The organism is Parashewanella sp. 2210YD4-3 (genome assembly GCF_056591735.1).
Genome location: NZ_JBWQOG010000010.1, coordinates 114,142 through 131,140, shown reverse-complemented (window position 1 = coordinate 131,140; position 16,999 = coordinate 114,142). Strand labels below are relative to the sequence as shown.

Here is a 16,999-nt window from a genome sequence, read left to right as displayed (position 1 = left end):
TAACTGCATCTGCAGGCAAACAAAATTAATTAATCATTTTCAAGCATGTGCTTAATGAAACAACCAAAAAGTAACTATTTATGAAAAAAGTCACTTATTTTTCGATAATTGCCATTTTATTTATTACAACATTCATGACATTAGGCGCTGAAGCAAGTGAGAGCGGAGATTCAGCTGTAGACACTGAAGTTGAAATAGCAGAGAAAGATATATTATTTGAAAACTTACAGTCTCTTATTGGTCAGTCAGCAAATATTATTGTAGGAGGAGATGCTCCCGAAGAGCCTGATCATATAATAGCTGTATTATCAAAAACATTTAATAACAGCATACTTACTATTGCTATAGTATTAATGATCATCAAAGGGGTATGGTGGCTTGCCACTCTAAACCCAGATAAAGCAAAAGAACAAACTGTAAATTTTGGAAGCGCTCCTATAGCAGCTTTTCTTTCAGTTATCGTCCTAATGCCTCTTGATAACGGGTATTCGATACTTCAACATGTAGTAATAAAGGCTGCTGGTTATGGTATTTCTGCTAGCAACAAAATGACAAATGAAGCCGCAAAGTTTCTAGAGAAACGTGGAGGGTACAGTGTATCTCCAGCTTCATTAAACATAGAAAAAAGCATTGCTGCTATGTTACAAATGGAAGTATGCGCGGCATTGTATGAACAACAATATGCAACTCCAATTGTTAACAACACCACTATAGACAAGAACGTAGACTGGGCTAACAGTGAGGACTATTTTATCCTTAAGTATGATGGTCTATATAATAGTGTATCAGCACTTGCTTTTAATGCGACAGTTTCAGGCGCAATCCCAAAAGCAATCCCCCTTCCTGATTCTGTCTGTGGCTCTCAAAGATTCGACTTTGGTGACTTTGATGATTCATACAGTGACAAAGCAGCAATATTAGCTTTCAGGGATCAGTTTTATAAAGATTATAAAAACGCAAACACCAGCGTAAAATTATTAGCAGCTAAGTTAGTTGACTACTTTACGACACCAAATAGCGTATCAGAGCCTAATTCCCCCCCTATATATCCAACCACTTTACCTAGCTTTGCATATGCCGAACTTAAGATAATTGCTACTTCATTCAGAAATAATTACAACCAAAATTTGGAGACATTAGTTGAAAAGTTTAAACCTCAAAATCAAACTAGCAATTCTGAAGTGAATGGTGCTCTTGCAAATGATAATCTCAAAAAGTACGGAACCGTATACTTAGGAGCGTACTTTTTAGAGTTTAGCAAAAGAAATAGTATAGTAACTGAAATCACATCTATATCTGAATCAGTTTCTTATCCTGACGCAGCACTGCTTAGAACTTATGTTCATAATGAAACAACCAAAACCGTAGGTGATAATGTTGCGTTACTACTGAAAAACTTTAGATCTGACATTCAAGCAGACAAATTGCATATCAGTCCTTCTGAAATGGGAAAAGATGAATATATTGCCAGTATTCCTGAGAGAGTCGAAAAGATAGTTAACGAAAAAAGTGAGTTTGAAGCAGTTAATGATTCATACTTTCTGTCCACTTTCTTTTTCGATGAATTATATGAAAGCACAGATCCCATTCAAGGTATTGTTAATATGGGGCACGATTTCATTCTCTTTGGTGAAATTACATATCTCACAATCAGTGCAATTCAATTGGGCACTACAATCGTAATGGATATAGCTGATCTTGCAAGCTCGGGAGGAAAAGTTCTTGGAGGACCATTTGGCTTGGTAGCGTACTTAACTTCTGAGCCTCCCAAAAAAAGAGCTGAATATTTAGTTAAATTCCTAGAATTGATGAAAACAATGACTATACCGTTGATCATTTTCGGAATTTTACTAGCCTTTTGGCTCCCGTTCATACCGTTAATTCACTGGATTGGTGGCATTGTTGGTTTTTTTATTATATTTATGCAGGCACTTATTCTAACTCCTTTATTGGCATTATCACATTTATTATCTGGAGAGACGGGTTTTCTGAATTCAAAAAACAATCATGGGTACATGATGATCCTTCAACTAATCACATACCCCCCTTTAATGGTAATATCTTTCTTTGTTGCGTATTTCATTCTTACTATCAGTGCCAAACTCGTTCAACTATTATTTTTACCTTATGTAAATATGATGTTATATGGCCATTTTGCTGGCGTAGCAACATTCATTGTAGTTCTTTCGTTATTTTTCATAATCAACATATCCCTCTTTAATCGATGCTTTTCTCTTATAACGACAATCCCAGAAAAAGCAGGCAAATTCATTGGAGGTGGAGAAGAAATGCTAGGTGACAATGGTCAACAGGATATGAAAGGTGGCTTTGTAGCGTTTTCTGGAAAACTTGAAAACTCTACTGAGAAAGCACAAAAAATATTTGGAGCAGCCGCAGATGACAAGCCTTCTCCCCGTCAGCCAAATGTAAAAAACAACAATAAATTCAATACATAATTGAACCTTAGCCGTAAGATATTGAATACTTACATCAAAGAGAAAAGGCAGCTGTAAAGCTGCCTTTTTTGCAAGTTAGTTTTGAAAAAAGAAATCGAAAATGCTTTGAAGGGGTTTTAAGTATAGATTTTTAAATATGTTTGGGACTTCAGCCACAAACCAATAATAAAACCTCCAAACTTCATCACTAGGTAAAAATATTTCTATAAAATATGCCGCTATTGGAGCTGAAATCTGGATAATCACACCAGCAGCTGAAATAAAGAGCGCAAATACCAGAGAAAGTTTACCAATAAAGCTATTGAATACAGGCTTCACTACTAAGAAATGCCAAGATAAAGCCAAAGGAAGGGTATGTATCAAACACCATGACAGGAGCATGATTGATATCTCAAGCCCGACAAATGAAAGCAGCCCTCCTCCAGACAAGAGATCACATGCCACACTTACTTCTTGTTGAATGCACTTTTCAGCGATATAAACTTTTAATCCCACTGTTCACCGTCCAATAGCTCTTAGTTTGGGACAGAATACCATAGACAAAACATCATTCAGAAAAGTTACACAGAAGATAAGCAGTTGAAATATAACGGATTACGCAAAGTCCAATTCTTTGCGTAATGCCTGTATGCTTAAAAAACTTCTACTTCTAGTTAATTTTTTATTTGGATAGGAATAAGCTGTCCATCGACAATCATGTAACCTTTATCCAATGATTGCTGCGTTTTATAAATGAAGTACTTATCCCCCTCGGAGCTTTTTACGGCAACGGGGGCATTGGGGTCAGGAGCCTTGTAATGTTCATCTTCACTGATCTGAACCATTTTATGCTGCCAATCAACAACGAACTTATATCCATAGCGACTTCCAACACGCGCTAACACTTCAAGCCACGGTTCATTCTTGGAAGTGTATGTGATTTGTTTCAACGCTGTAAGTCGCTCGTCTACATATGCAGACCAGCCATCGGGAATCACACCACCAATAGCATATTTCATCTCAACATCATCCGCAAAGTTAGAAATTTTTCTTACTATGCTTCTATTGCCAATCTCAAATACTATTCCTTGAAGATCATCTGTTAAAAGGCGATATCCATTAGGGGCAATTAATCCCCCCTTAACCACTTCTTTTTTTTCAGGTTTCTTCAATCCTTGATAATCTATGTAAAATGAAGCCTCTGCAGTAGTTGAACATAAGCCAAAGAAAATACCTGCAAGTAAAATATTTATTTTCATCCCATCAATCCTTTCAATTCAATAGCTCCTGACCCACTATCCTTTGCTACTATTGAGGGCTTAGGCTTAGGTTCATGAGCACTAGAGTCTTTTATTCGTGCTTGCCTTGCTGATTGAGCCTCATCCCTACTCAGTGAGCTAGCAGGAGAAACATGATTAACATGAAGCTCTGAATAAAATAGCTGTTTCCCTAGTAAAAAAAGCCCTCTTAAGTAAAGCTCTTTTCTCTTCGGAGTTTCTATTCCCACCTTACAACAAACCAAATAAAGAGGATCGCTTTCAGGAAGATTACGCTGGCATCTAAACTGTACTTGCTCAAAGTCATCTGAGTAAGACAAAGGAAATCGGTTATTCAACTCTTCAACAGTAATACTTGGCTCACTCAACTTTGCCAGCATAATCCAACGTCGAACCATCTCTGGGCGTAAGGCTCTTTCATATTCAAACAGAGACTCATATGCTGAATTATCTTCACTCAATGACAAATCAAGAGGAAAATTAAATCTATGCATACTATTAATTCTGTGACTTTTGAGGATGAACGTAAGTCATAAACTTAAGCATCCCGCGTACATTGGCAAATTGCGGTTCTTCAGGAATAACAACAAACCCCTCTTCATAACCGTCTAGGTTAAGAAGCTGATCTTTTAGTGCTTCAGCACCACCTCCAACAAAAATAATATGGTCAGCAGTATCTAAAACAAGTTCATTAATAAATGTGCTAAGCCTACGAGCAACGAACTGTTTAGCTTTATCAACCTCTGAAGTGCAGTCTATTACTTTCCCTCTGAGAGTAAATTTATTTGTCCTTATAGCCTCATCAAGCATATCTTCGCGGATAAATTCTTCATCAATACCACAGCTAGAAGAAAGTAGACTTCTTAATTTCCTGAAGACATCTAAAATCCCAATTCGCTTTGTACCAGATGCATCTATGTTTATTTGGTTTCTTGCGGTAATTGAAGAGATATCGGTAGTGCCACCACCAACATCAACGACTACAACCCCATAAGTAACATTATTTCGTTTTTGTCCGCTATCATCCAAAAACCAATCTACATACGCTGCTAAAGATTCAGCATAAACAAGATGCTCATCAATAATTGCTTCCTTCCCGTCTACAGGCTTCGCTAGAGGTTTCAAAGAATTTTTGACTTTATTTATTACTTCATCATTCATGGATGCTTCTGAGGTAAAGTATTGTCTCAGAGGAAGACCAGTTGAAAGCCTCACATCCTTGCCACCTAACCCACTAGTAATTAGTGAGTTGGAAATTAAAACGTTGTTCAACTCTGAATAGGCATACGAAGTGTCGCGCATCTTTTCAGGGTCAGGGACATCACTTCCAACGGTGTAAAACGTGTCATTGATTTCATACACCCCAGAAGAACCAGAACCTCCAATTGAAACATTCAGCCGTCCAATCTGAGCTCTAGAAGGTTGAGAAGCCGTTTTGATTTTTTTATTTCCATCAGCATCGATTATCCATCCAGCGACCTTGTGATACGCATAACCATTATCATTGGCCAAATCATAGGTCTTCACACCTTTGGGGAAATAAAGCTCTTCTCCGTCTCCTAGAAGCATAGAAGTAGCAAGCGAATCTGTATTTTGTAAATCAATCATGTATTAATCTCCTTCTTCTGCGCTTAGACATACCGACTGTTCTTCGTCTTCCCGCAAAAAATGTTTTTATCTTTTTTAATGAAACTGAAACTGTAAATCCCTGGTAACTAAACAAAATGAAAAGACACAAAACCCCTACAGCTGAATAAAACGTATACATATTCGGAAATATTGCACATGGTAAAAATGCTAAAAGCGCTCTTGCATCAACCTCGATAAGTTTTAAATCAATTTGCGTGTTGTGATGTGAAGCCCACCAGTTTGTCAACGAAAAGTCTTTAATTCCTTCTTTCTCTTTCAACTCGAAACATCCTCATATTGAGAGCCAAATTCATTCAGTATGTTTTTAGAGTATTGATACTCCTCCTCATGGAAAATTTTGCGAGCAAATAAAGAATCTAATTCGGTTGCAAACCATGAAAGGTCTTCTTTTTGTAACGATAATGAGAGGTGAGTAAGGCAAATCTCTAAAGATAAGAAGCCTTCTGCAAACTTTTGTTGAATATCGTGCTTCAAAGAGCATTTATTTTTTTCTAAATACTCTCCAAGTATTAAGCTCAAGCTATTTTTATTGGCTATAGCCGCCAATAGCTTAATTCTCAATGGGGAATCAATTATCAGAACTTCTTGAATGGGAATTCGGCCACCTCGTCGAGATTTGACTAGAAGCTGAAATATGACTGCTTTTGTAGTTCTGGCTAATAACTGTAGCTTGTCATACTTTTCATCACCTTCAAACTTACCAGCAAACCTTTCTAGCGCATCTGTCGCACCATCTGTATGACCTGTAGCGAAAACTAAGTGGCCTGTCTCAGCCGCTTCTAATCCACCACTAATTGATGGCCTATCTCTCATTTCACCCATCAAAATGATATCTGGTGCTTGACGCATATTATTCTCAACGGCAGCACTGAATGACTCAATATTAATGCCAACTTCAGACTGAAATACACTAGAAAGCCGATTAGGGATGTTTATTAAGTCATATTCAATCGGTTGTTCTGTCGTAAGAATGTTTTTCCTGCTTGTTTGAGCAATATGCTGAATTAAGGAGGAGTTTAGAGTAGTTTTACCACTTCCAGTTGGTCCTGTAGTCAGAATCATTCCAGACTGATATTTACAAACACCAACTATTGCCTCAGGAACATCTAACTCCTCAATAGTTGGTGGAGTCCCTTTGGTCACACGCATTGTAATTCTGATCCCTTCTGTAGGATCTGTAGTTCCATTACCTGCTGCAACATTGACACGAAAACGAAGGATCTCATCTTTACCAAACATAAATGAATATACAAAATCTATTTTTTGGCCTGTTCTTAATTCAGTATCAGCCGAATCCCTGTATATCTCAGATAATATTGTTACGATGCTACTTCTATCTATTGCCCTTCTAGTGGTGAAAAATATTTCACCATCATGTTTAATTGCTAATGGTTCTCCTGTTTGAACAATAACGTCGTTAGCTCCAATAGTAAGTGCAGCCCATTGCAAATAGGTATGGAAATCCTCTAAATCAAAACCGAGTGGTGCAATACCATCCCATTCATAGATCAATTCCTGAGTGTTAATGGCCATTAGAGTGCTCCCGAATAAATACAGGCTGCCATTCATCTATCTTTTTAAAGGTTGAATCCAGAGTAATGCGGTATTTAACATCCTTCAGGTTAATAGTCTTTCCTGAATCCAATAACAATACAGGCGTTTCATTTCTTGTTAGCACAGGTAAAGTGACAATATTCTGGGCTAACAGATATCGATATTGATATAATCCAGCAATGTCGGAATGAAGGTGATTCAGGTCATTCTCAAATATCTGATCTGCATTAATAACCCCTTTGTTGAAACCTTTCATAAACTCTGAATCCCAAACTTTCACTTCATCGCTATTTTTGGGGTGAGCCTGTTTTATTGGATCATCAGGGTATTCTATCGTCCTGACTAAATAATCTCGCCATGTTGGAACTTGAGATACAATTTTAGGGGGAGTGTTAAGCGTATATGACATATTCACAGAACGAGCCTCTTTATTGCTATTTTTAAGGTATATTCGTTCTGCTTCTATTGCTGAAGGCATAAGCATTTGACCATCAACTATAAATTTAGAAAAGTTAAATACTTTATTTAAAGTAAACGACTCTGAAGCTAATAGTTTTTGAATTTCATTCATGCGGTAGTGAGCACCAATCTGAACGCCCCATGAATACGCTTCTGTAGATATAGCCTTATATCTCAATTCTAAAGCTTTCTCGTCTGCAGATTTTTGAGAGCTTCTAGAGTTGATAGAATGAGAAGCATTCAGCAGCTCCCGTATATTACTTGGGAGTTCTCCAGCTGTTTCTGCATTCGAATCAGAAATAAAACCTATAAATGTAACAAGCAATAGGTGTTTCAAATTAAATTGGGGCATATTCAACTTGTAATAACCTTTCTTTCATTTTCAGAGTCACCTTTACGCGTTTCCCAGCTTGATTTGCTGCGTCAGCCAAAGTATCTATTAACTTTTTATTCTTAGTATCAACATAAACAACGATGCTATTTGATGGAGGAATGTTGATATATCGCGGTGGTTTCAATCCCGCCAATTCAGAAATCTTTTCTAACAAGGGCTCTATGGGGCCACTCCAGTTATCACCCAATCCATAGTATTTGTTTAAAGAAGGCAGGAAATACATATCATAAGAGTCGGGACGTTGTACCCCAGCATCTTTATATCGAGCAGCTTCAATTTCATATAGCTTACGCTCATAAGATGCAATTTCTTTGCTGATTCTAGCCAAGTGCTCAATTGCTGGATCTGATTTACTAATCACAACCGATGGAGGAGTGCTGGAACACCCAACAATAAACAAAGCTGTAAAAGCAGCGAGGCCTGTTTTTGATTTGCACATCTATCAACCCTAATTCCTATGATTCGCTAAAAACCCAACTAGACACACTTACCGCAAAAAACACCATGAGATACCGAATTCGACATCAGCGCACAATAAGGCAAAATGTGTTACATAAAAAAACATCTAAAATTCAATAGTTCAAATGAAAACATTTGATTTATGCAACAACAATAAAAAACTGATTATTTGCAAAAAAACTATAAATAGGAGAAGCAAATCATTTGTTAAGCTTCGCTACAATATGAGGTATTGAGGTTGGGCTAGGTGAAATTAGAAAGAACCAGAACTTTGCAAACAGAACAATCATATATTGATAGAGCAAAACTGAATTTAGAGCGTTACTCAAAAAGTAGTAAAATGAATCCTGAAGATGACCATGAACGGTTCATAGCATGGCTGGTCAAGTCAACAGAAGGAAAAAGCTTCTCTAATTGGAGGCAAATAAAAGCTAGCCTTATTTTCTATTTTAAACAGATCCAGCAAACAAAATTAGCAGTAAAAATCAATGAACTTGATCATGCTCATACTGAGAGTAAAAGTGTCCTGAAAGCGACATCTTCACAGAAAAAAAAATCAGTGACCGATCAAGAACTCAAAGAAATAACACGGTACTTAAACGGTAAAACAGATATTGAAACATCTTCCAAATGGAATAATCCTTTAATAACCTATCTGCATGCAACCGTTGCCGTGGGACTTCGCCCTTGCGAGTGGGCTCAATCAGAACTGTTTCATAAAAAAATTGAAGATATCCCTCTTTCACCGCCTATTTTGAAAGTCAAAAATGCCAAAGCTACAAATGGACGTTCATTTGCTGAGTACAGGTATATAGGGCTCTCTCAGCTTAGTGAGCTGCAACTCTACATGATTGAATTTGCACTTAGAAATGCAAGGTTTCCAACCGATACAAGTGGGAATGCAATTAGCTTTAAAAAATACATGAATTATGTTCAACAGCGTTTATACCATGTATACAAGCTACTCTATCCAAAGAAGAAAAATAGAGTAACTCTATATAGCTGTAGACACCAGCTCATAGCAAACCTCAAACGTTCTGGATACCCTCTAGAAGAAATTGCCTGCGTTGTAGGACATGGCAATGATGTTACAGCTTCGGAACATTATGGTCGTAAAAAGTATGGGTATGATTCAAAGGGAGCATTACCTTTAGCTAACCCTGATGATATAAAAAAAATCAGAAAGTTATTTCACAAGAAAATTGCTCGTAATAGTAGCTCTCCCGTAAATCAGTTGCAGAGAGAGCAAGGAGAAGGATAGGAGTGATCTTTCTACAATACATTGTACATATATACGAATGTGCTTCTATTCGTATTTGAGTTCCCCAAATAGACCTATAACCAAGTCATCATCCAAAATTTCATATGGAAGCTCTAAATACTCTTTACAATGTCTTGGTAAAGCTTTGCCATCATGAGGCGCATTTTTAGTATGCCCCTTAACGAAGGTCCCGTCCTCTTTAATGTACGGTAATACGACAATACGCCCGTGGTTTTTTGATAAGATGGTTCCTTTTTTCCAAATAGTGTTCTTTGAACTTTCTGATTCAGATGAGCCCACCTCTTTCACTATCCAACCAATACTATCATTTTCTTCAAACCAGAATACAAAACCTGATGCCACTACAACCTTTTGCCCTCTTTGCTCAGCTTCATCAAGTATCCTTTTAACACTGGCTAATTGAAGCAACTCATTCGCTCTCGGTAGCAGATGCCTTCTAATCTTAGATTTGGTCTTCCCCCAATGTTCGGCTCCACTATAGCCATAGGCAGCTGCAATCCTTTCTCTATAAAACACCTTGGCTGAATGCTTGGTATGCTTGACTTTTGTTGACCAATCACACTTATCAGATCTCAATAAACTTATTCCATATTTTTTTAATCGTACTAACTTTATATATGGAGTTTCATTTAAGATTTCCATTAAAGCATCAATGGAATTTTCGCAGCCATTTGGTAAAATAATCTCACTAGCTAAAGGACATTTGGATTCTTTATGCATACGGATACCCTCCGCAAGCATAAGCTGCTCTTCACTCAATAGCCGACTCTGCCTAGTTACTTCTTTTTCTACTTTTAAAAGCAAAGACTCTGTTCTAGTGCTAGAAATGTTCAGTTGGGAAAAACCTTTTGATAACTCAGCATTTCTTTTTCTGGCCACATCTGTAGCTGAAAGATATGTTTTATAAACATCAGCCTTGATTTGCTTTTCTTCAGATTCGATGAATGCTTCGTACCATTTCAAAGAACCATCTTCACAAAGTTTGAGTTCATGCATATGCCAAACACAACCCTCATACCATGGTTGAGGCCATACTGCTAAAGTAGTTAATGAAAATCCAGGCATCTGTTCTAATTGCATATTCATCCTTAACAATTAAATGTCTTGATTGCTAATATTACATCGCTAATCTTTCCGCTCTTATCTGAGCCAAAACATTAACAGACTCAGCTTGTAGCTGTTCAATTGAGGATTCAAAGTCATAATATTCCGCATAACAAACAGGAAAATCCCTATCGTGAAAGCTTTTGCACCAAGTGACCTCATGCAAACCATACTTTTCAATATATGGCGTTATAACTTCAGTGCAGTTCAATTGCAGAAGCATCAAAGTTAGCTTCTCTAGCATCATAGGGGAAAAGAAATTTTCGTTGATATAGCGCTTCAATTCAGACTCAGCCATTCTCCCAACACTGACCACATGCTCTTCAACTACCCTGTTATAAATTTCCATATATTTTATTTCAGAATAACATTCAAGCAACGCTGTTACTTCAGCAATTTGCTCTCTCGTTAAGAAACTAAGGATCTTCTCTCTTAATACAGCCCTTTTTTCATGATCTCGAATGATTTCCTCGTAGCTAGGTTTACATACTATGATTCGATGTTTATGCACAGGATCTTTGTAATCAGATTTGTATTTGTCCAACTCTTTGTATTTAAAATACACATTAAAAATTATGCCAATAGCCTCAACATTTAGGTGATTCGGTTCATTAGTCAATTTTAGGCAATGATTTAGGTAGCCATTACACTTGATTGCAGAAATCGCTCTACTATAAGAACTCGATGATAGTTCGAACTTTTTCATCACATCTATTTTGGCTTGTTTGGCAATTGGGTTTCCCTTTTTATCTTCATACCCTGCCAGAATCAGAGATATGGACTGCAAATCAAAATAAGAAAGCTGATTTGGAGTATCAACCCAAGAATACTCATACTTCATGCTCTGAATGATCCGCTCTTGAAAATCAAAAAGCTTAAAAAGGAAATTAAATCTGAGCTCAAGAATTTTAATGTTGATAAGTGGAGTTTCAGCCAAATGGACTTTACTGTCATTCCCTGCAGGGTATCTAAACGTTTGTCCAGTAGGGTCAATATCAGCTATGTTCAGTATAGGTTGATTCAATAATGATATGATTCTTTTAAATCGTGAATCTATAATGGGAGCATACTCAACTATCAAACTCCATATAGTAAACAAATTGTGTGTGGACGCTTCATCAATTGTAGGAAAAGGAGCTAGCTTTCCCTTCAATTGTGGTGCTTTCTTTAACTTTTCATCTCTATATTTTTTTAGCTTAACCGTTCTTTTAGTCGATATCTCACCGAGGTCTTTCCACCATTTCTTTAACCATAACTCTACAGCATGCCTCATATTGAAACAGATTGGATAAACTAAAAAATCAGGGGCTGTTGAATATCCTGAAGACCCTTTTGCAGACTTAATCAATTCAAGAGCAGCGCTTGAAAACCCCAGGGCATAATCTGAATTTGAGCGAGCCTCTCCTTTAGGGGCAAAACTACCATTAAAGCCAACCGTAGCATTCAAATTAATTGTTTTACCTCCTGAAAAGGTATTGTTTTCAAAACGTGGACTGTTCATTTCCTTCTATTCCATTACAACTCGTTATATACACAATACCCTATCGTAAACTTTCACAGCTCTTCTTTATACCTCAAACATTATGAGCACCTTATTGATAGAAGTAGTTTGCAATATAGTTTCCATGGTATTGGATTTACATATCCAGCCATCACTCAGAACTTCTTTGCCATACTCTCAAAATGAAGTCGAACCAAGCAAAGTATTATTTATTACATTCTTTGACGCCCAAAAAAGCATTAATGCTCTTTCGTGCAAAGGATGGAACTCAATAGCACAGATAAGTGCAATACGGTACAAAAGGCGTATACGGAAGCAAGTAAAGCCCTAAAGAGTATATAACTAAATATCAATCGCAAACATCAAAGGAACATCTCTATATTTTAAAAGGCTTCCCATATTCGTTTAAGTAAATCGAACTACCTACAAGCTTGAGTAAATTATTTTGGGAACCTGAAAATACAAAGCCCAGAGGCATCAAATATTGACATCCCAAGCCGTGTTACATATTGCCTACGCTGTCTGTTTTTTAGCTGTTTGTAACGGTTGTTACTTGTTGCGGTGTAACAAGGGGAATAACTAAAAGTGAAAGCGTAATACTTGTAAGTAAATTAGTCACAATTAAGCGATAGCATATTGTGGCTAATGGGCCTCTAAAAAGAGGCTTTCCTCAAGTCGAAGTTAAGAAAACAGTGCTCTACTGCCAGACGGAAACAACGCTTGTCGAATAGTAGCTATGCTGCTGTCACAGTAACGTGCTGATACATGTTTTCTAATATCACAGCTGCTGAATCCATTCTTTCTCAACTGCGCTAAAAGGCTCGAATCATCAGACTCAACCAAAACATCATCACCTTTTCTAAATACAATGACTTCCTCATTTAAAACTAAAACCTGTCCTCTGTTAGTCTTAATAGTGGCATTAATAGACGGAGCGAAAGTAGCTGCAGCAATATAAGAAGAATCCAAAGCTTCCTTACGAATCTGCCATCCTGAATGGGCATGCCCTTCCGAGAGGTATACTCCTGCTCCAAAAGAATATGTTTCTCTGTGCTCAGCACTTTTTCCGCTATTAGCTAAAAATTTCGTTTTTTCGAAATTTGCAGCCGCTTTTCTAAATTCAGGAAATAAGTTTCGGGTATGCTTTGAAAAGCCAATCACGACTCTCTCTGCAACTTCGTGACCATGGTAATCAGAGCGCATGTCCGATTTATTGACTCTTCTCTCTGCTATCAAAATCGCTTTAGCCCAGGTTGGTTTGCACTCTGCTAAAGAATTTCTGAACGATCTATCAATGGATGAGTACAAGTTAGAAATGATCTTCTGAGTGTTAAAAACGTGACGGTGGTTGAAAGGATCAGACTTAACAACCCCTATAACTTGATTGATTGATAAATGAGGAAAATAGCTAGAAGTTCTACAATATCGCTTCTCGGCTTTGGTTAAAGACCATCTAGAAAGATCATCAATGAACGATAGCAAGGTGTAATGATCAACTTCCGAGCTAACGATAAATCCATAGAAAAATCCACCTATATCAACTACAGGTTTTCCGATAACTTCATCATAAGTCTCTGTCTCAGTTTTGGGGTAAACGGCTTCAGACATCATGCAGCCTATCAAAGGTGTTAACTTATTAGTGGGTGATATGTCATCCATAATCGATTCACAAAGTGAGTAGATGTATTTTCTCTGTTCTTCCTTTTTAATGCCCTTATAAAGAGTTTCAGTTGGTTCTTCACCTAGAGAGAAAAAAGAAGTATTTGGTCTTGCTAACAATTCATAAAGATGGCTTCCAACATCTTCAGCTGAACCACAGCCAACTTGCTCAGCAAAATGAGCTAAATGAGAAATCGTTGAGTTTGAAAGTGTGTTCATGGGCACCCCTGCTAATGAAATCAGGGGTAAACATATCAACTCGATAAAAAAAAGAAGGGAAATTGCTGACAGCCCAAAAAATATGAAGCTTATCAAACTTAACGATAGTTAAGATTGTTAAGCGTAACCAACCACAAAGAGTGATTGGTTGTTGCAAGAGTTAATCTCGCTTTAAGAATGTTCCATAAGAAAATATATACTGCGGATTAGCAACCTCTAAAACACTCTCCTTCCCAGTACCTCTATCCTTTAACCTTAAGGCCGTGATATGGCGCTCACTGTTCTCAACCAATTTAAGTGTTGGTAACTTCGATTCATCAACGTACCCGATAGCTATATCTCTTTCATAGCAGCAGATAACAGCCTTACCACTCTCATTCAAAGTGAAACCCACAGTCCAAACCGAATCTATAATTCTATTAACCGCAAATTGAGTAGCCATAATTAAGCCCTTGTATTGTTTCGATGCGTTTATAGTACCTATCAGTGGGGGTAACTCAGATTAATTGCTCGTATTCCAACCCATCATGAACCAATGCGGGGAAACCCCGCATTAACAACTTAAGCAGCCTTAAAATAAACGTCTCTAGAGAAATCATTCCTCAACAGGCTAGCAACAGAATAACCAACGGCCACAAACAAAGGGTAAATCACACTGTTTCCTAGAATTTGATGTGCAACTGTAGCTGATAAACCATCCACCAGCGTTTCTGGAATGCCTTTCACTCTCGCATGCTCTTTGGGAGTAAATAGCCTGCTAAGGTCTGGGTTTACTGGATGAGCAATTCGAGGCTCTGTACTTCTGGCTTTAGCATACCCAGCACCAATAACCCCACATGACTCAGAGCTACGATCAAGAATTTGCATCCTGAAACCTTTTCCATTAGCAATATCGCGCTCTTCCTTCTCTTTTAAATATTTCACCTCTTTCCAAAGCTCGCTCTCGCTCGGTATGTCGTCAAGAATATCAGTAATGCTTTCAACGTCCTTTTCAAAGCGTCTCATAGAAGATTCGAACTGCTCTAGAACTGAAACATCTAACCCTTTACTAACAGCAATACAAACCATCCTCTCTCTTTTCTCGAATGATCCAAAGTCACTACCATTAAAAACATTGGTGTAAAGGTTATAACCTAGGCTACCTAAAACAGATTTAATAACAGCAAACGAAGCCGTTGTAAGGTAATTCTTCACATTTTCAATAATACAGATAGCAGGGTTACAGGCTCGAACAATGGATAGGTAATGAAAGAAACACGCACCAGCTGATTCATGCTCTTCAGCATGGCATATCTTATTCTTAGCTTTGCCAGCTAGTGATGCACCAGTACAAGGAATTCCACCAGCTAGAATAGAAACCTGTGGAATATTATTTAGCTGAACATCTGCAACATCTGAACATATGAATGCTGTTTTTTCGTTAAACATGTGGCTGTTATTCTTAATACTGCTATTGAGATATCTTTCATCAATTTCAACTACAAAAGAGGTATCAATATTAAGACCTGCGTTGGAGATTCCTTCATGAAGTGCTCTATCCATTACTCCACCACCATGAAAGCAACTACCTAGAGAAAGCGGCTCACCTGATTTAATTGATTCTATAAACCTTTCTTCACGCTCTTTCACTTTTTTATCATGAGCATGAGCCTGAATAACAATTAGCCCAGATTTAATAGCAATCCTTAGTTTTTGGCTCTCATCAAATAGCTCGGCTAACTTTAATGTTTGAATATCAAGAACTGGTACTTGTTTCCCGTTTTTCTTTTTTGACGAAATCTTGTGAGTACCATTCTCACATAAACGAATTACCAGCCTGTCCTCTAACCATACACGCTCACACTGCTGACCATGCTCTTCAATATTCACCTGTGCTAACAAGGCATCATCTATATACACTCTCGGTGTACCTTTGTTAGAACCAATTTTCCTGTTAATTAAAGAAGCCATTTTATTTCCCTCACCTTCAAGATAAAGAAAACATACCAAGCCCAGATACATGAGCATTTTTATTACGCATAAAAAAACCCAGCAATACAACTGGGTTACGAGTAAAAGGTAAAGCTTAAAAAAGGAATGAAGACCAAACCAACTTATAGTTGATCTATTTGATTTTTAAGTTCATCGTTTTCAGCTTCAAGCTGTTCGATTCTTTTGAGTGCTATTTCAGCCAAATCTTTAATGGCTATTTTACAACTGACTCTTTCACCCTCTTCATTAACAAAGCTAGAATTCAAGTTCGTTAGACCAGCTTTTGTTTCGTCCGTATTAGCGAGCCCAGCTAAAAACATTGTTAAATTCTGTTCATTAATCATAATAACCACCTACTTCAAGATTCTGATAAACGTTATTCATTTCCTGCATTGATCCATGCTGCCACCAGCATCGAGAATCGATACATCTATGTTTGAATTCAGAACATACCTATATATGCAAACGGTTCATTTTTATTGCACATAAAAAAGCCCAGTCAAAAATCTGGGCTATAGCGGTGAATGTAATGACGATACCTTTAGCCTAAAGCCATTTTTTGCAACTTTTGTCGAGCTGCTGGGTATGTGTGATGACTTATCTTTCTGGTATACATCCCTCGGATGAATTTAATGTCACTTTGTTTAGTCGCTTTTCTCAGTGCCAGCAAAACAACCGCACCATAGCTATTATATGGAAATTTATGGCCATTAATTTTGTTCTGTATAGAGTCAGCATAAGACAACAAGAAAAGATACACCTCAAAGTCATGTTCGCTAAGCCCCTTGATAGTTTCAATATCGATTTGCTGAACATATCGAACTAGTTCAGGCTTCTTCAGTATCAATTCAGTAGGCTTCAGATAATTAACCATCATTGATCTTCGCTGCTCCTTAGTTAAACCTGAAAGGGCTTTATCCATTTCATCATCTGTTATTTCCATATGAGTCAACCACACTTCAATATGGTGATCATGAGTTCCGAATTCAGCCGCCAAGGTTTTTATGTTATGTCTTTTAATGTTCATGATATGCC

The 16,999-nt window shown here is 37.4% G+C and carries 17 protein-coding genes; 2 read left to right on the top strand and 15 right to left on the bottom strand.

Annotated elements, in window-relative coordinates:
- Nucleotides 1-80 precede the first annotated feature (80 nt).
- Entirely contained in the window at nt 81-2,456 is a 2,376-nt protein-coding gene (locus tag AC1EU0_RS14960; protein ID WP_480303355.1) for a DotA/TraY family protein, read from the top strand.
- A gap of 75 nt (nt 2,457-2,531) precedes the next feature.
- On the opposite strand, the gene AC1EU0_RS14955 is transcribed toward AC1EU0_RS14960, so the two are convergent.
- The 8 genes from AC1EU0_RS14955 to AC1EU0_RS14920 form a co-directional block, all read right to left on the bottom strand.
- The gene (locus AC1EU0_RS14955) at nt 2,532-2,951 is read right to left on the bottom strand and encodes a hypothetical protein (RefSeq protein ID WP_480303353.1); all 420 of its coding nucleotides are present in this window, start codon (nt 2,949-2,951) and stop codon (nt 2,532-2,534) included.
- A gap of 158 nt (nt 2,952-3,109) precedes the next feature.
- Complete coding sequence (locus AC1EU0_RS14950; protein ID WP_480303351.1) at nt 3,110-3,694, bottom strand: hypothetical protein; 585 nt, start codon at nt 3,692-3,694, stop codon at nt 3,110-3,112.
- Nucleotides 3,691-4,206 (bottom strand): hypothetical protein, encoded by a 516-nt coding sequence (locus AC1EU0_RS14945; RefSeq protein WP_480303350.1) that lies wholly within the window; start codon nt 4,204-4,206, stop codon nt 3,691-3,693. Before AC1EU0_RS14945 ends, AC1EU0_RS14950 begins: the two co-directional genes overlap by 4 nt.
- A 4-nt stretch (nt 4,207-4,210) precedes the next feature.
- Nucleotides 4,211-5,320: a plasmid segregation protein ParM domain-containing protein gene (gene parM, locus AC1EU0_RS14940; protein ID WP_480303348.1), complete on the bottom strand. Its 1,110-nt coding sequence runs from the start codon at nt 5,318-5,320 to the stop codon at nt 4,211-4,213.
- Nucleotides 5,313-5,621 (bottom strand): IcmT/TraK family protein, encoded by a 309-nt coding sequence (icmT, locus tag AC1EU0_RS14935; RefSeq protein WP_480303346.1) that lies wholly within the window; start codon nt 5,619-5,621, stop codon nt 5,313-5,315. Before icmT ends, parM begins: the two co-directional genes overlap by 8 nt.
- Nucleotides 5,618-6,895 carry a type IV pilus twitching motility protein PilT gene (locus tag AC1EU0_RS14930; RefSeq protein WP_480303344.1) on the bottom strand — a complete coding sequence of 426 codons (1,278 nt, stop codon included), beginning with the start codon at nt 6,893-6,895 and terminating at the stop codon, nt 5,618-5,620. Before AC1EU0_RS14930 ends, icmT begins: the two co-directional genes overlap by 4 nt.
- On the bottom strand, nt 6,885-7,727 hold the full coding sequence (locus AC1EU0_RS14925) for a type IV secretory system conjugative DNA transfer family protein (RefSeq protein WP_480303342.1): 843 nt from the start codon (nt 7,725-7,727) through the stop codon (nt 6,885-6,887). Before AC1EU0_RS14925 ends, AC1EU0_RS14930 begins: the two co-directional genes overlap by 11 nt.
- Entirely contained in the window at nt 7,714-8,208 is a 495-nt protein-coding gene (locus AC1EU0_RS14920) for a DotD/TraH family lipoprotein (protein ID WP_480303341.1), read from the bottom strand. The genes AC1EU0_RS14925 and AC1EU0_RS14920 overlap by 14 nt, the downstream gene beginning before the upstream one ends.
- A gap of 267 nt (nt 8,209-8,475) precedes the next feature.
- Between AC1EU0_RS14920 and AC1EU0_RS14915 the strand changes: the two genes are divergently transcribed.
- Nucleotides 8,476-9,489: a hypothetical protein gene (locus tag AC1EU0_RS14915; RefSeq protein WP_480303339.1), complete on the top strand. Its 1,014-nt coding sequence runs from the start codon at nt 8,476-8,478 to the stop codon at nt 9,487-9,489.
- A gap of 45 nt (nt 9,490-9,534) precedes the next feature.
- Here AC1EU0_RS14915 and AC1EU0_RS14910 read toward each other — a convergent pair whose 3' ends face one another.
- The 7 genes from AC1EU0_RS14910 to AC1EU0_RS14880 form a co-directional block, all read right to left on the bottom strand.
- On the bottom strand, nt 9,535-10,590 hold the full coding sequence (locus tag AC1EU0_RS14910; RefSeq protein ID WP_480303337.1) for a hypothetical protein: 1,056 nt from the start codon (nt 10,588-10,590) through the stop codon (nt 9,535-9,537).
- A gap of 37 nt (nt 10,591-10,627) precedes the next feature.
- On the bottom strand, nt 10,628-12,115 hold the full coding sequence (locus tag AC1EU0_RS14905; protein WP_480303336.1) for a hypothetical protein: 1,488 nt from the start codon (nt 12,113-12,115) through the stop codon (nt 10,628-10,630).
- Nucleotides 12,116-12,796: 681 nt separating this feature from the next.
- Nucleotides 12,797-13,993: a hypothetical protein gene (locus tag AC1EU0_RS14900; protein ID WP_480303334.1), complete on the bottom strand. Its 1,197-nt coding sequence runs from the start codon at nt 13,991-13,993 to the stop codon at nt 12,797-12,799.
- Nucleotides 13,994-14,153: 160 nt separating this feature from the next.
- On the bottom strand, nt 14,154-14,435 hold the full coding sequence (locus AC1EU0_RS14895) for a hypothetical protein (RefSeq protein WP_480303333.1): 282 nt from the start codon (nt 14,433-14,435) through the stop codon (nt 14,154-14,156).
- A 119-nt stretch (nt 14,436-14,554) separates the two neighbouring features.
- The gene (locus tag AC1EU0_RS14890; RefSeq protein WP_480303331.1) at nt 14,555-15,943 is read right to left on the bottom strand and encodes a DNA cytosine methyltransferase; all 1,389 of its coding nucleotides are present in this window, start codon (nt 15,941-15,943) and stop codon (nt 14,555-14,557) included.
- A 143-nt stretch (nt 15,944-16,086) separates the two neighbouring features.
- On the bottom strand, nt 16,087-16,308 hold the full coding sequence (locus AC1EU0_RS14885; RefSeq protein ID WP_480303329.1) for a hypothetical protein: 222 nt from the start codon (nt 16,306-16,308) through the stop codon (nt 16,087-16,089).
- 197 nt (nt 16,309-16,505) lie between these two features.
- Entirely contained in the window at nt 16,506-16,991 is a 486-nt protein-coding gene (locus AC1EU0_RS14880; protein WP_480303327.1) for a hypothetical protein, read from the bottom strand.
- Nucleotides 16,992-16,999 lie beyond the last annotated feature (8 nt).